The organism is Streptomyces sp. NPDC088812, assembly GCF_044750285.1.
Classification (GTDB): Bacteria; Actinomycetota; Actinomycetes; order Streptomycetales; family Streptomycetaceae; genus Streptomyces.
Map to the genome: position 1 here is coordinate 1 of NZ_JBIVJP010000013.1, position 14,520 is coordinate 14,520.

At 71.6% G+C, this 14,520-nt stretch carries 13 protein-coding genes, 1 tRNA gene and 2 pseudogenes; 3 read left to right on the forward strand and 13 right to left on the reverse strand.

Annotated features, from left to right (window positions below):
• Positions 1-187 precede the first annotated feature (187 nt).
• Positions 188-546: pseudogene (locus ACIP67_RS22730) on the forward strand (transposase); the annotation flags it as partial.
• A pseudogene (locus tag ACIP67_RS22735) lies at positions 545-954 on the forward strand (tyrosine-type recombinase/integrase); the annotation flags it as partial. The pseudogenes ACIP67_RS22730 and ACIP67_RS22735, both read left to right, overlap by 2 nt.
• A 99-nt stretch (positions 955-1,053) precedes the next feature.
• Here ACIP67_RS22735 and ACIP67_RS22740 read toward each other — a convergent pair.
• From ACIP67_RS22740 to ACIP67_RS22765, 6 genes are all read right to left on the reverse strand, one after another.
• Positions 1,054-1,127, reverse strand: a tRNA-Pro gene (locus tag ACIP67_RS22740).
• 248 nt (positions 1,128-1,375) lie between these two features.
• A complete protein-coding gene (locus tag ACIP67_RS22745) occupies positions 1,376-2,437 on the reverse strand; it encodes an Ldh family oxidoreductase (protein ID WP_401694098.1) in 1,062 nt (353 codons plus the stop codon).
• A 20-nt stretch (positions 2,438-2,457) separates the two neighbouring features.
• The gene (locus ACIP67_RS22750; protein WP_401694100.1) at positions 2,458-4,179 is read right to left on the reverse strand and encodes a thiamine pyrophosphate-dependent enzyme; all 1,722 of its coding nucleotides are present in this window, start codon (positions 4,177-4,179) and stop codon (positions 2,458-2,460) included.
• 13 nt (positions 4,180-4,192) lie between these two features.
• Positions 4,193-5,053 carry an amidohydrolase family protein gene (locus ACIP67_RS22755; RefSeq protein ID WP_401694101.1) on the reverse strand — a complete coding sequence of 287 codons (861 nt, stop codon included), beginning with the start codon at positions 5,051-5,053 and terminating at the stop codon, positions 4,193-4,195.
• Between the two features lie 211 nt (positions 5,054-5,264).
• Entirely contained in the window at positions 5,265-6,473 is a 1,209-nt protein-coding gene (gene lhgO / locus ACIP67_RS22760; RefSeq protein ID WP_401694103.1) for an L-2-hydroxyglutarate oxidase, read from the reverse strand.
• A 36-nt stretch (positions 6,474-6,509) separates the two neighbouring features.
• Positions 6,510-7,958 carry an aldehyde dehydrogenase family protein gene (locus ACIP67_RS22765; RefSeq protein WP_401694104.1) on the reverse strand — a complete coding sequence of 483 codons (1,449 nt, stop codon included), beginning with the start codon at positions 7,956-7,958 and terminating at the stop codon, positions 6,510-6,512.
• Positions 7,959-8,177: 219 nt separating this feature from the next.
• Here ACIP67_RS22765 and ACIP67_RS22770 point away from each other — a divergent pair, with 219 nt between their 5' ends.
• Positions 8,178-8,465, forward strand: coding sequence for a putative quinol monooxygenase (locus ACIP67_RS22770; RefSeq protein ID WP_401694106.1), 288 nt, complete (start codon positions 8,178-8,180; stop codon positions 8,463-8,465).
• 68 nt (positions 8,466-8,533) lie between these two features.
• Here the strand turns inward: ACIP67_RS22770 and ACIP67_RS22775 are convergent, their stop codons facing one another.
• From ACIP67_RS22775 to ACIP67_RS22805, 7 genes are read right to left on the reverse strand one after another with little or no spacing between them, the layout of a single operon-like run.
• Complete coding sequence (locus ACIP67_RS22775; RefSeq protein ID WP_401694108.1) at positions 8,534-9,562, reverse strand: methionine synthase II (cobalamin-independent)-like protein; 1,029 nt, start codon at positions 9,560-9,562, stop codon at positions 8,534-8,536.
• 5 nt (positions 9,563-9,567) lie between these two features.
• A complete protein-coding gene (locus tag ACIP67_RS22780) occupies positions 9,568-10,035 on the reverse strand; it encodes a heme-binding protein (RefSeq protein WP_389521953.1) in 468 nt (155 codons plus the stop codon).
• Positions 10,032-10,817 carry an alpha/beta fold hydrolase gene (locus ACIP67_RS22785; RefSeq protein WP_401694110.1) on the reverse strand — a complete coding sequence of 262 codons (786 nt, stop codon included), beginning with the start codon at positions 10,815-10,817 and terminating at the stop codon, positions 10,032-10,034. The genes ACIP67_RS22780 and ACIP67_RS22785 overlap by 4 nt, the downstream gene beginning before the upstream one ends.
• Before the next feature lie 25 nt (positions 10,818-10,842).
• A complete protein-coding gene (locus ACIP67_RS22790) occupies positions 10,843-11,214 on the reverse strand; it encodes a VOC family protein (protein WP_401694112.1) in 372 nt (123 codons plus the stop codon).
• Positions 11,211-12,008, reverse strand: a complete 798-nt coding sequence (locus ACIP67_RS22795; RefSeq protein WP_401694113.1) for a fumarylacetoacetate hydrolase family protein — start codon at positions 12,006-12,008, stop codon at positions 11,211-11,213. Before ACIP67_RS22795 ends, ACIP67_RS22790 begins: the two co-directional genes overlap by 4 nt.
• Positions 12,005-13,453, reverse strand: coding sequence for an NAD-dependent succinate-semialdehyde dehydrogenase (locus ACIP67_RS22800; RefSeq protein WP_401694114.1), 1,449 nt, complete (start codon positions 13,451-13,453; stop codon positions 12,005-12,007). The genes ACIP67_RS22795 and ACIP67_RS22800 overlap by 4 nt, the downstream gene beginning before the upstream one ends.
• A gap of 48 nt (positions 13,454-13,501) precedes the next feature.
• Complete coding sequence (locus ACIP67_RS22805) at positions 13,502-14,422, reverse strand: VOC family protein (RefSeq protein ID WP_401694115.1); 921 nt, start codon at positions 14,420-14,422, stop codon at positions 13,502-13,504.
• Positions 14,423-14,520: the final 98 nt, after the last annotated feature.

Consider the following 14,520-nt stretch of genomic DNA (forward strand, 5'->3'; position numbering starts at 1 on the left):
AACGGCTCGGCTACCTCAGCCCGATCGAGTACGAGGAGAAGCACTACGCCAGCCGGGCAGCGGCCGAACAAGTGAACCTGAAACCACGTCAATCCGCCCTGACCTGCTAGTCAGCCACTCCCGCGCAGCGGGGGAACCTCAAACACCAGCCAGCCGCGTCACCAACCTGCCCGGACAGCACATCTAGACCCTCGGCTGGACCGCCCCGAAGATCCGCCACGCGGACACCGCCGACCTGTGGACCTGGCTCGTCATCGCCGCCCACACCCAGCTCCGCCTTGCCCGGCCCCTGACGGAGGACCTGCGCCGGCCCTGGGAACGCCGCACCGAACCCCGCCGCCTCACACCCCCGCCCGGGTGAGGCGAGGGTTTCGCAACGTCCGCGCGGCGGCTTCCCGTCCGGCAGCCGCACCAAAACCGTCCCGACCCGACCCAGGGCGCCCACCCGGCTCCCGCAACAAGCAGCGAGCCAGACACCACGACGTCGGCAAGATGACCGTCAAACGCGCCGAATCGATCAAAGAACACCGAGGTCATCAGCGTTGAACGCCAAGCTGAGGTTCCCATCGTCGAGGAGATCCGCCCCCTCGTCGCCCAGCGCGTCTTGTCCGCCGGCCCCTGTCCCGACACCCGCCTGTTCACCGGCCCGCGCGGCGGACGCATCTCCACCGCCGTCCTGCGCGACGCCACGCACTGGGACGACGTGGTCACCGAGCTCGGCTACGAACACCTGCGCCGCCACGACCTCACACCGGACTCACCTGGTTCGCCGGCGCCGGAGTCCAGGTGCACGTCCTCCGCAGGATCGCCGGCCACGGCTCCCTGACCACCACCCAGCGCTACCTGCACCCGGACGTCCACAAGATCACGGCCGCCGGGGCGGCGCTCTCCGCACACCTCAGCGTGTTGCGCGCACCGCGCTCGCTGCCGAGCCCGATTGTCGTGACCCGCTGACCCGGGTCAAGGACGCCGGTCCCCGACTGGTCCCCAAGAATGATCAAGGGCCGGTTCCGGATACCTCCGAAACCGGCCCTGATGTGCGACTCTGACGAGTCGGGACGACAGGATTTGAACCTGCGACCCCTTGACCCCCAGTCAAGTGCGCTACCAAGCTGCGCCACGTCCCGTCGCGCCCGGCACCGGGTGAACCGTGCGAACGCGCAGGTAAACACTACCGTAAGCGCACGGGACCGCGTACCGCGCGGTGCCTCGGGCCTGCGGCACGGCAGCCGCCGCGCACACGGGGCGAGCGGGGCGAGCGGGGCGGGAGGGACGGTCCGGGGGGAGGCCGGCGTCCGCCGCACCGGACCTCCGTCACCCGCCGGCCTCCCCCGCTCCCCCGTTCCAGGGTCGCCGCCCTGGAGACCGTTTCCCCCTATGCGGCGGTCTCCGGCAGGGCGACGCCCAGCTTCCCGGCGCGCTCCGTCAGGTCGCGCCACACCTTCGGTGCCACCGGGATGCCCTTCTCCCCGCGACCGGCGGCCACCGCGGCACTGCGCTCGCCGGGGTAGAACACGCCCTCCGCGCCGTCCGCCGCCGGCAGGCCCTTCAGGGTGCCCAGGGTGGAGTCGACGGCCTCGGTGAAGGCGTCCGCTCCGCCGAAGGCGGCCGGGTCGACGGCGATGAGCAGGGCGTTCTGGCGGTGCTTGCGTCCGGCCGGGTCGTCCGAGTGGAACGACGCGAAGATCGGCGCGCCGACCAGCACACTGGTCAGCAGCTCGAACGCCAGCGACATGCCGGAGCCCTTCGCCCCGCCCAGCGGCAGCGGCATGACCGCCTGCTCCGGGTCGGTGGTCGGGGTGCCGTCCTCGGTGGCGGCCGCGCCCTCGGGCAGCGGGGTGCCGCTCGCCTTCGCCTGCCGGATCTTGCCCAGGGCGATGGTGGCGGTGGCCATGTCGAGCAGGAGCGGCGCGTGCTGCTCGGCCGGCACGGCGACGGCGAGCGGGCTGGTGGCGACCGCCGCGCCCTTGACGCCGGTGTAGCCCATGTTGGGCATGCCGGCGACGAAGCCGATCCCGACGAGTCCCTGCTCGGCGATCTTGGACACGTAGTAGCCGATGGCGCCGGTGTGCACGGTGCGGCGTACGCCCACCGCGGCGACACCGTTCGTCCTGGCCCGGCTGACCGCCTCCGCGGCGGCGGCGGACAGGGCGACCGGTCCGGGGGCGCGGTCGGCGTCCAGGACGGCCGCGGCCGGGGTGGAGGACTCGACCGTGATGTCGGCGTCGGCGTTGGCGACGCCCTTCTCCAGCAGGTCCAGGTAGGCGGGGACCCGGGCGATGCCGTGCGAGTCGACCCCGCGCAGCGCCGCCCAGACGAACACGTCGGCGGTGGTGCGGGCGTGCTCGGCGCTCAGGCCGCCCTTCTCGAGGAGGGCGGCGGAGAAGGTGCGCAGTTCCTCGGCGGGGACCAGGACCTTCTTGGGTGTGTCGGACATGGTGGCGGGTGCCTCCTGGTTCAGCGGGTGACGAGGACGTCGACGACGGCGGTGGTGCCCTCCGCCACGGCCTTGAGGGCGCGCTCCAGAGCGGGCGCCAGTGCCTCGGTCGTGTCGACGGTCTCGGTGTGCATCCCGAACGGCTCGGCGAACTGGGCCAGTCGGGGCAGTCGGTGCAGGTCGGTGCCGAGCCACTCGCCGGTCTCGGCGGCCGCGCCCTCGGGGTAGAACCTGCGGTGGTTGAGGTTCATCGACTTGTAGACGCGGTTGTTGAACACCACGATCAGCACCGGCAGGTCGTACGCCTTGCTGGCGTCGTACGACTGGATGACCGGGTTGTAGGCGAAGGCTCCGTCGCCGACGGTGAAGACCACCGGGCGGTCGGGGGCGGCGAGCTTGACGCCGAGCGCGACCGCGATGCCCTGGCCGAGGCCGCCCTGCACGTAGAAGTACGAGTCGGGGGCGTCGGTGCGCAGATGGCGCTTGACGATCCGGCTGTGGGTGATCGTCTCGTCGACGACGATGCCGTCCTTGCCGTCGAGCAGCCTGCGCAGCGTGGCGGCGACCAGCACCGGGTCGACGCCCTCGGCGTCCCCGGCCCGCTCCCCGGCCTTCGTCTCGGCCTGCGCGACGGCGGCCTGCTCGGCCGCGAACCGGGTCTCCTGCGCGGCGAGGCGCTCGGCGACGGCCGTCTCGTCCAGCTCCTTGGCGCGCTTGGTGAGCTGGCGCAGGGTGTTGGCGACGTTGCCCTCCAGGTACGTGTCCGCGAACAGGACCTGGTAGACGACGTGCGGGCGCTGCGGGACCTCGTCGATGACGACGATCTTCGCCTGGGAGGGCTTGCGGCTCGGCGGGTAGAACGGGACGCGGCAGTTGACCAGGAGGATCAGGTCCGCCGTGTCCATCCACGGGCCGATGTCGGTGCCGGCGTGCAGCCGGTGGGTGCGCGGGAAGTTGCCGCACACCGCCGAGTCGGGCTCGACGACCGGGATGTTCCAGGCCTCGGCGAAGGCCGTCAGGGCTTCGAAGCCGCCCGCCTCCCGGCCGGCCGTCTCCGTCACGATCACCGGGTTGCGGGCCTCCCGGATCAGCTGCGCGACCGGGTCGACCTCCTCCGGCGAGCTGTGCGTGGAGCCCGGGGTGACGATCGGCTTGGCCTCGCGGCCGTCCCACTCCTGAAGGAGGATCTCCAGCGGGATGTTCAGGTACGCCGGTCCGGCCGGGGCGCGCCAGGACAGTTCCGCCGCCCGCGTGATCATGGTGGGCAGCGTGTGCACGCTGGCCGCCTCGTTCGACCACTTGGTGAACGGCTGGGCGATGCCGTGCGGGCCGCCCACGATCGACAGGTTGCGGTACCACTGGCCGCCCGGGTCGTGGCCGGGGGCGTCGCCGTACGTGGTGGACTCCGAGGAGGTGACCACCATGGGCACGCCCGCGAGGAGCGCGCCGTGCACCGCCATCGACCCCTGGAGCAGGCCGGGGGCCGCGTGCAGCAGCACCCCCTGGGGGCGGCGCTTGACGAGCCCGTAGCCGGTGGCCATGCCGACGGCGACGGTCTCGTGGGTCAGGTCCAGGTACTGCGGGGCCGGCTCGCCGTCGCGGTGGCGGCGGGCCAGCGACTCCCACACCGGGGCCCACTCGGACCCCGATGAGCAGAAGAGGTAGTCGGCGCCGACGGCGTTGAAGGCGGAGACGACGGCGTCACCGCCGTCGGCGCCTGGCGTGTTGTTGCTGTCCGTCATCTCTGGTGGTTCCTCAGCCCTCGATCGGCCAGTTCAGGACCTCGGAGATACCGCGGCCCATGATCCACTCCAGCTCCTCGGGCGTGAAGTCCCAGTGCTTGGTGAACTGCTCGATCGTGTCGGTGTACGTGATCCCGTGGCCCAGGAGCCGCGTGATGTCGGTGCCGTAGAAGCAGCGCTGCGGGCCCAGCTTGTCGACCATCTCGCGCACGTACTTCTGGATGTTGTTGTTCGGGAACGGCTGCGTCGAGTAGCCCGGCAGCGCCGAGACCTTGACGTAGATGTTCGGGTGGGCGGCCAGGTCGGCGGTCTCCGACACCCAGTATCCGATCGCGTCGTCGACGCAGCGGGCCATGATGCCCATGTGGTCGATGATGATCTTCAGTTCGGGGTGCTTGGCGGCGATCTCGCCGAGCTCCTTCTTCCAGATCGGGGCGTGCACCATCGTCGGGATGCGCAGCTCCTCGGCGATCGGCCAGTACCAGTCGTTGGTGCCGTCGATCATCCAGTTGCGGTCGATCGGCCGGTGGAAGGTCAGGCGCGTGCCCTTGACGTGCGGGTTCTGCGCGAAGTCCTTCAGCATGGCCTTGCCCTCTTCGGGCTTGTTCTGCGGGATGCGGGCCATGATGCCGAACCGGTCGGGGTGCGCCTCGCAGGCCTCGAGGGCGTAGTCGATGCGGTCGCCCTCCCAGGACGGCGGGAGGATCAGCGCGCGGTTGACGCCGGCCTCGTCCATCAGCTCCAGGGCCTCCTCGTAGGAGAAGGGGTCCTCTCGGTGGCCGTTGAGCCGGATGCGCTCCCTGGCGCCCGGGACCCAGGGGCGGTCCGGGGTCTCTTCCTTCCAGATGTGGATCTGGGTGTCGACGACGAACATGTCCCGTACTTCTTTCTCTTGGTGGAGCTGGATACGTGGAGCTGGATTCGTGCGGCCGGTCGGTGGAGCCGATCGGCGGAGCCCGGTGGTGCTCGGTGGTGCTCGGTGGTGGAGCGTTGCGGAGGGAACGCTAGGCGGGTGGTGAGGCCTTGCGGAGCCCCTGGGAGCGCAAGCTGTTGTTGCGTGAAAGTGCGCTGCACGCAGGGCACTTTCAGGTTGCGGAAGCGTCCTTGAACACCGCGTCGACGATGTGCTCGGCGATCGCCATGGAGGCCGTCGCGGCCGGCGAGGGCGCGTTGCGCACGGCGGTGATACGGCCCACCTGATGGATGCGGAAGTCGTCCACGAGGGTGCCGTCCCGGTCCAGGGCCTGGGCGCGCACGCCCGCACCGCCGCGTACCACGTCCTGCACGCCGACGCCGGGGACGTACAGCCTGGCGTCCTTCATGAAGGCCGCCATGGAGAAGGAGCCGCGGTACTCCTTGATGCCGGTGCGCCAGTGCTGGGCGGCCATCTTCCAGGCGCCGGGGTAGCGGGCGAGTCCGAGCAGGTCCCGCGGGGAGACCCGGGTCCGGGTGTAGCCCTCCCTGGCCAGGGCCAGGACGGCGTTGGGGCCGACCTCCACCGAGCCGTCCACGCGGGGCGTGAAGTGGACGCCCAGGAACGGGTAGCGCGGGTCGGGCACCGGGTAGATCAGGCCCCGCACCAGGCCCGTCCGGTCCGGCTTGAGCAGCATGTACTCGCCCCGGAACGGGATGATCTTCGGTTCCTGCTTGTCCTGCGCGAGGTGCGCGACGGTGTCGGAGTGCAGGCCGGCGCAGAGGATCAGCCGGTCCACGCGCACGCGCTGCTGCCCGGAGGCCACCTCGATGCCGCCCGGCACGTTGGTGATGCCGGTGACCGGGAAGCCGAGCCGCACCTCGCCGCCGGAGGCGGTGATGTCCTGGGCGAAGGCGCGGGCGATCGCCGGGTAGTCGGTGATCGCGGTGCGCGGCGAGTGCAGGGCGGCGACACCGCCGGCGTTCGGTTCGAGATCCCGGATCTCCTCCTTGGAGATCCTCCTCAGGTCGGGCACGTGGTTGTTGCGGGCCCGCTCGTAGAGCGCGTCCATCCGGCCCAGCTCGTCCTCGCGGACCGCGACGACCAGCTTGCCGATCTCCTGGTACGGCAGCTGCCGGTCCTGGCAGTACTCGCGCAGCAGGGACACTCCGCGCACGCACAGGTCGGCCTTGAGGCTGCCGGGCGTGTAGTAGATGCCGGCGTGCACCACGCCCGAGTTGTGGCCGGTCTGGTGGAGCGAGACCTCCCGCTCCTTCTCGAAGACCACGACCCGGGTGCCGGGCCGGCTCAGGGCGATCTCGCGGGCCGTGGCCAGACCCACGATGCCGGCGCCGACGACGCCGATCGTCTCGTCAGCCATCGGCATCCTCCTCTCTCTTCTCGCTGCTCCCGATCGTCAGGCGCCGAAGTGGACGGCGACCGTCTTGACGCGCGTGGAGAAGCGCAGGACTTCCTCGCCCTGCTCCTTGTAGGCCGTGCCGGAGTCGCGGAACCCGCCGAAGGGCAGGTGGACGTCCCAGCCGGTGGTGGTGGTGTTGACGGCGACCTGGCCGCACTCGGCCTCGTCGGCGAAGCGGTGGGCGGAGGTGAGGTCGCGGGTGAAGACGGCGGCGGCGAGCCCGAAGTCGGAGTCGTTGACGGCCTCGACGGCGGCGTCGAAGCCGTCCACCTCGCGCAGGGCGAGGACCGGCCCGAAGACCTCCTCGCGCCAGATCGCCGTCTCGGGGGTGACGCCGGCCAGCACGGTCGGCTGCACGTAGCAGCCGTGCGCCCGGTCGCCCTCGGTGTCCGCCCGGCCGCCGGTGAGCACGGTCGCGCCCTGCTCGACGGCCCTGGCCAGGTCGGCGAGGACGCTGTCGCGCTGCTTGGGGCTCGACAGCGGGCACAGGGTGGTCCGCGGGTCGCTGCCCGGGCCGACCTTCAGCGCCTCGACCTCGGCGACGAGGAGCCGGGTGAACTCCTCGTACACCGGCTGCTCGACGATGACGCGGCTGGTGGCGGTGCAGCGCTGCCCGGCCTGGCCGAAGGAGGCCGCGACGACGGCCTTGGCGGCAGCCGGCAGATCGGCGTCCCGCAGCACGACCGTGGCGTTCTTGCCGCCGAGCTCGCCCTGGAAGCGGACGTTGCGGTCGGCGAGGCGGCGGCGGATGCGGTTGCCGATCGCGTTGGAGCCGGTGAAGGTGATGCCGACGATCCGCGGGTCGTCCAGGAGCGCCTCCTCGATCTCGGCGGTGCGGCCGGTGACCACGTTGAGGACTCCGGCGGGCAGGCCGGCGTCGTGCAGGGCACGCGCGAAGTGCAGTCCGGACAACGGTGTCTCGGTGGCCGGCTTGAACACGGCCGCGTTGCCGGCCGCGAGCAGCGGGGCGAGCTTGCGGGCCGGGGTGATCAGCGGGTCGTTCCACGGGCTGATCACCAGGATCACGCCGATCGGCTCACGCTGGGTGTGGGTGCGGTGGTTCGGCCGTACGTCGTGCAGGAGGGTGCCGTAGCCCTGGCGGGCGAGGCCCGCGTAGTAGTCGAGGAAGTCGGCGGCCTTGAGGGTCTCGCCGGTGGCCTCGGCCAGGGTCTTGCCGTTCTCCGCGGTGACGTCGGCGGCGATCTCCCCGACCCGGTCGCGGATCAGCCGGGCCGCGTCGGTGAAGACGCGGGCCCGCTCGAAGGGGCTGGTGCGCTTCCAGACGGCGAAGCCGCGCTCGGCGTGGTCGAAGGCCCGGGTCACGTCCTTGGCGCTGAGGGCCGGGATGCGGGCGATCGGGGTGCGGACGTCGGCGGGGTCGAGGACGTCGATCCATTCGGCGGTCGCCACCCACTCCCCGCCGGAGAGGGTTTCCACGGTACGCATGTCGGGTCACTTCCTTCGTCGGCCGCGGTGCGGGGCCGTGCGGTCTGAGCTGGGGCCGGAAGTGACAACACACCATGTCGGGGCGGTGCCGCCAGCCCCGCGGCGGCAGTCATTGATTGCGCCGCGCGCGGGTGGGCGGACGCGTGTTCCGTGCTGGAATCGGCAGGCCGGAGGCCTGCGAAGGGTCTCCGGGGAAGCACTTGGTGAGGAGATACGGACATGTCCTACGCAGTCGTCGCCCACTACCGCTGCGCACCCGAGAACGAGGCGAGCGTGCGCGCCGCGCTGCTGAAGGTGCGCGAGCAGACCCGGGCGGAGCCGGCGAACGAGACGTACGAGGTGCACGCCGTCGAGGGGCAGCCGGGTGGCTTCCTGCTGTACGAGCGGTACGCCGACCGGGCCGGCTTCGAGGCGCACAAGGCGGCCGGCCACTTCGAGGAGCTGATCGTGGAGACGGTGTGGCCGCTGCTGACGGACCGGACGGTGACGTTCGCCGAGGTGCTGTGAGGCACGCCGCGGCCACGGCGGAAGGGCCGGGCGACTCCCCCGAAAGTCGCCCGGCCCTTCCCCGCTGCTCAGAACTCGTTGCCCCAGCAGTAGCGGGCGATGGTCTCCACCAGCACGATCTTCCTGCGCTGGCCCTCGGCGTCCAGCAGCGGCCGGCTCGCCACGTCGGCGAAGCCGCGGGAGGGGGAGACGGCGGCGTCCTCCAGGTCCTTGAACTCGCCGACCGCGTCGATACGGCTCATCACCGTGTCGATGTCCTCCAGCTCCGGCACGGTGGCGTCGACCACGCCCAGGCAGACGTCCCGGTCCTCCGGCAGGGCCCGGACCAGCTCGAGCTCGGCCGGGGTGCCCTGGTCGAACGGCAGGATCCAGCGGTCGGCGGCGACCTCGCCGTACAGCTTCTCGGCGCGGGCCCGGTCCACCTCGGCGGGGGCCGCCCAGCCGGGGGCGACACCGATGCGGACGCCCTCGGGCCGCTCGTCCAGCCGGACCGCCAGCGCCTCGACGGCGAGGGCGTCCTCGAAGGACAGCGCGCCCGGGGCGGCCGGGTCGGTGGCCAACTGGCCGAGCAGCAGCGGGTTGTTGAGCTGGATGAGCCGTACCCCCCGGGAGACCAGCAGGGCGATCTCCGCCTGCACGATCTCCGCGAGGGCCTCGCCGAGTTCGCGGGCGGAGGCCACGCCGAGGCCGGGCCGGAAGGTGGTGGCCGCGAGGTAGGCGGGGGACGGCAGGGACGCCTTGGGGGCGATCACCGTCTGCTCGGCGAGCCGGGCGGCCCAGTCGGCGAGCAGCGGGCCGTTGGCCTTGGGCAGGGACTCGGCGACCCAGCGGACCATACCGTCGGCGTCCACCTCGTCCGTGCGGCGGAAGCCGGAGACGGAGTCGAGGACGGCGCTGCGGAAGTCCTCGCGCGGGTAGTCGCCGTCGGTGACGACGGTGGAGCGCAGCTTGCGCTGGAGGACGACCGCCTCCTCGACCGCCTTGAGTTCGGCCGCCCTGAGCGCCTCGGGGTCGCCGGCCGCGCGGGCGGCGGTGAGCTCGGCCGGGCGGACCAGGCTGCCGTGGTGGTCGATGCGGTAGTTGAACGTGTCCGCCATGGTGGTCAGTCCTTTCCGGCCGGCTTGCCCGCGACGCCCCAGGCGGCGAACTCCAGCTCGTAGCCCAGGGAGGCGAGGACCTCCTCGGCGATCTGCTGGTCCTCGTCCGCGGTGCCGCCGGCGATGCCGAGGCCGCCGATGATCTCGCCGTCCTTCTTGATGGTGACGCTGCCCTCGGCGGCCATGATCGGCAGGGCCGCGCCCGGGAGCTGGGAGAGCTGGGAGAAGAAGACCGGCTGGCTCTCCTGCCACTTCTTCAGCATCGTGCCCGGACGCTGCATGATCGCGGCGGTGTAGGCCTTGGCGCGGGCGATGTCCGGGGTGAGGGGGCGGGCCCCGTCCGGGCGGCGGATGGCGACGGGGAAACCGCCGGCGTCCACGACGGCCACGCTCACCGCCTTCCCGACGGCTCGGGCCCGCTGGTGGGCGGCTTCGATGATCTCCTCGGCGGCGGCCAGGGTCAGGCTGGTCATGCGACTTCCTTGGGTGCGGTGAGGGTGCGGCGCAGACGGGCGACGGCCTCGTTGTAGGGGCCGGGCGTCTCCCAGTACATGGAGTGCGGGGCGCCGGGGACGATCTCCAGGTGCGAGCCGGTCAGGAGCTCGTGGGCGCGGGTGACCGTCTTGACGCCGAGGACCGCGTCCTTCTCGCCCGCGAGGAAGGCGACCTTGACGCCGGAGGCCTCGATCTCCTCCAGGGAGGGGCCGTTGGTGTCGAGGTTGCGCAGGTCCTGCATCCGGGCGACGTTGAACGTGCCCATCTGCTGGAACAGGAAGGTGAGGTCGGCGCGGTCCTGCTGGAACGGCTTGGTCAGCAGGCGGTCGATGACGGGGAGCTTGACGGCCTCGGCGCGGTCGGCGGCGGCCAGCTCCTTCAGCTCGGCGTGGCTGATGCCGCCGAGGGAGTGGCCGAGGACGACGGAGGAGACGCGTTCGGGGCGCAGCAGGGCGGCCCGGAGCGCGGCGACGGAGCCGATGGACTGGCCGACGAGCATGACGTCGGTGAGGTCCTCGTGGTCGAGGACGGCGACGACGTCACCGGGGAAGTCCTGGCCGTCGAACTCTGCCATGGACGAGTCCGACTTGCCGAAGCCGCGCAGGTCGAAGGTGATGACCGTGAACTCGTCGCGCAGCGCGGCGACCTGCTGCCACCAGGCGGCGTGGTGGCCGCCGCTGCCGTGCACGAACATGATCGCCGGACCGCTGCCGTGGCGCTCGTAGTAGATGGAGGTGCCGTCGGAGTCGACGTAGGGCATGGAAGGGAGCTCCTCAGCGGGCCGGTCAGTTGGGGCGCTTGGCGTGGTAGACCAGCTCGATCATGGTGTGGTCGGGGTCGTGGATGTAGCAGAACTTCGACTGGTTCTCGGGGCGCTGGATCGGGCGGGTGTGCCGGATGCCCAGCTCCTTGAGGTGGGCGAGGAACTCGTCCCAGTCGTCGACCTCGACGGCGAAGTGGTAGGGCGCCATGCGCTCCATCTCCTCGACCGGCGTGAAGTGCAGGTCGAAGTTGCCCCGGGTCATCAGCACCACGCGGGTGTTGGACTTGGGCTGGATCCGCTTCATGCCGAAGACCTTGGAGTACCACTCGGCGGTGCGGTCGGGGTCGGTGGTGGGGAAGTTGACGTGGTGGATGTAGCGGGGTTCTGCAGTCATGGCCGTTTCCCTTGTTCCTCTTCCAGTTGAACGGGGTTGGACAGCACGCCGATGCCGCTGATCTCGACCGACACCGTGTCCCCCGGTTCGATCCGGCAGGTCGACTCGGCGCCCATCCACAGCACGTCACCGGGGTGCATGGTGATGTACCGGGTGATCTCGACGATGTGGTCGTAGGGGTCGAAGACCATGTCGCCGGTGGGGAACGAGGCCTTCTCCTCACCGTTGACGCGCAGCGTGGTCGTCTGGGCCAGGGCGTCGACGTCGGTCTCGATCCAGGGGCCCATGGGCTTGAAGGTGTCGCTGTTCTTGCTGCGCCAGAAGCTGCGGTCCTGGTGCTGCCAGGTGCGGGCGCTGATGTCGTTGCCGATGGTCCAGCCGAAGACGGCCGTGCGGGCCTCCTCGTGGGTGGCGTGCCGCAGGGTGCGGCCGATGACGGCGACGAGTTCGGGCTCGGCCTCGAACCGCCCCTCCACCTCCGCCGGCTTGACGATCGGCGCGAGGTGGCCGGTGAGCGCGTTGTTGGCCCGGTAGCCCGCCTCGGGGCGCTCCGGCATGACGGCGGCGGCGTTGCCGAGCTTCGCCGCGTGCTCGATGTGCCGGGGGTAGTTCATGCCGACGGCGTAGAAGACGGGCGGGACGACGGGGGGCAGCCAGACGGCCGTGTCCCGCCGCACCGTGCCGGTGACGTGGGTCTCGCCCTCCAGCGGGGAGCCGGACAGCAGCTCGACGTCGTCCTCCCCCACCCGGCCCCACACGGCGCGGCCGCCGACCGAGAGTCGCGCGTACCTCATGGCGCCAGCAGGTGGGAGACGCGCTTGGTGACCAGGTAGGCGTCGAGCGCCTCGGGGCCGCCCTCGCGGCCGTAGCCGCTGTCCTTGACGCCGCCGGAGGGCGCCTCGTGGACGGAGCCGCCGCAGTGGTTGATCGACAGGATGCCGGCCTCCAGCTCGCCGGACAGCTTCTCGACGGTCGCGGCGGAGTCGGTGAAGCCGTAGGCGGCCAGCCCGTACGGCAGCGAATTCGCGATCGCAAGCGCGTCGTCGAGGTCGGTGAACGGCAGGATCGGCGCGATCGGCCCGAACGGCTCCTCGCGCAGCAGCTCGGCGTCCTCGGGTACGTCGGTCAGGACGGTCGGCGCGAAGAAGTAGCCGGCGCGGTCCGGGCGGTCGCCTCCGGTGAGGACCTTGGCTCCGCGGGCGACGGCGTCGGCGGTGAGCCGCTCCAGCGCCTTCAGCCGGCGCTCGTTGGCGAGCGGGCCCATGGTGGTGCCCTCGGCCAGCCCGTCCCCGACGACGACGGCCTCGGCCGCCTTCACGAACTCGGCGGTGAACTCCTCGACGATGCTCTCGTGGACGAGGAAGCGGCTGGGCGAGGTGCAGACCTGGCCGGCGTTGGCGAACTTCGCCTGGGCGGCCTTGCGGGCGGCCTTCACCGGGTCGGCGTCCGCGCAGACGATCACGGGGGCGTGGCCGCCGAGCTCCATCAACGACGGCTTCATCACCTCGCCGGCCCGGGCGGCGAGGAGCTTGCCGACGGGGACGGAGCCGGTGAAGGCGATCAGGCGGATCACCGGGGAGGCGATCAGGTGGGCGGAGACCTCGGCGGGCTCCCCGAAGACCAGGTTCAGCACACCGGCCGGCAGCCCGGCGTCGGCGAAGCAGCGCACCAGCTCCATGGCGGTGGCCGGGGTCTCCTCCGAGGCCTTGATGACAATGGAGCAGCCGGCCGCCAGCGCGGAGGAGATCTTGCGCATGGGGCCGCCGGCGGGGAAGTTCCACGGCACGAAGGCGGCGACGGGGCCGATCGGCTCGCGGCGCACGGTGAGCACGGTGCCGGGGGCGGAGGGGACGATGCGGCCGTAGGCGCGGCGGGCGTCGTCGGCGTGCCAGCGCAGGGTGCCGGCGACCCGGCGGGCCTCGCCGGTGGCCTCCGCGAGGGGCTTGCCCTGCTCCAAGGTCATGATCCGCCCGACCTCGGCGGCGCGCTCGGTGAGCAGGTCGGCGGCGGCGTGCAGGATCGCGGTGCGCTCGGCCACGGGCGTGGCGCGCCAGATCTCGAAGCCCTCCGCGGCGGCGTCGAGCGCGCGGTCCAGGTCGGCGGGGGTGGCCAGGGGTACTTCTCCGATCACCTCCTCGGTGGCCGGGTTCACGATCGGGGCGGTACCTCCGGTACCGCCCTGGCACCACTCGCCGGCGATGTACAGGCGGACGGCGGGGTAGCCGTGGTCGGTGGTCATGGGTGGGTGCCCTCTCAGGCTGGGGGTGAGTCGGGGTGCCGTGGGGACTCAGGCGCCGGTGGCGGCGTCCTGGTCGCGGTTGGTGCGCAGGGCCCAGATGTGGTGGGGCGGGGTCGTCTCGTGGACGCGGGTCTCGTAGGTGTCGTCGACGCGGTCCATGTCGGCGGCGTACTCCACGCGGCCTCCGCACGGGGCGTGCAGGAAGCGGAAGACGTTGGAGCCGATGGTGTGCCGGCCGAGCTTGCGCGCCTCCCGCCAGCCCCGTTCGATCATGTGGTTGCCGCCCTCGATCACGTCGTCGAAGCCGGGCACCTCGTAGGCGATGTGGTTGACGCCCACGCGGTCGGGGCGGTGGCACAGCAGCATGGTGTGCTGGTCGTCGTCGCCGGGGGCCTGCATGAAGACGCCCATGGGCTCGACGACGTCGGTGGGGCGGAAGCCGAGGAGGCCGGTGTAGAAGGCGACCGCTTCCTCCCTGCCCTCCTTCGCGATGTTCAGCGCCACGTGGCACATCCGCAGCGGGTACGCGCGGGTGAGCGGCTCCAGGGCGGTGTTCCAGCGGTTGACGCCGCCCAGGGTGTTGGCGGGCCGGGCCTCGACGGCCGTCTTCTTCGGCCGGGCGAGGGTGAGGCCGACGCCGAAGCCGCTGCGGTCGACGGTGTGGAAGACCCCGTCGGCGCTCTCGCGCACCACGTGGTCGCGGCCGACGGCGTCCACCAGCCGGCGCAGTTCCTCGCGGGTGTCGACGCCCCACACGACCTCGCGCAGGGTGGGCCCGTCCTCCACCGGCGGGGGCAGCAGCGGATGGGGGTCGGTGTCGAGGTGGAGCGTCTGCCCGGTGAGCGTCTCGAACACCGCGTGTTCCTCGGTCCGCTCCACCAGGAACAGACCGAAGTCGTCGAAGAACCGGACGCACTCGTCGAGGTCGGCGATGCTGTAGGTGACCGATTCGATTCTCTGGATTCCCATGATTCCTCGTTTCCGGGTCGCCAGGTGAGCGTAGGTTTGGGGTCGCCGGGGCCTCAATGGCCCGAGCTCTACGGAACGCGCAATCGTTAGTTGCGCCC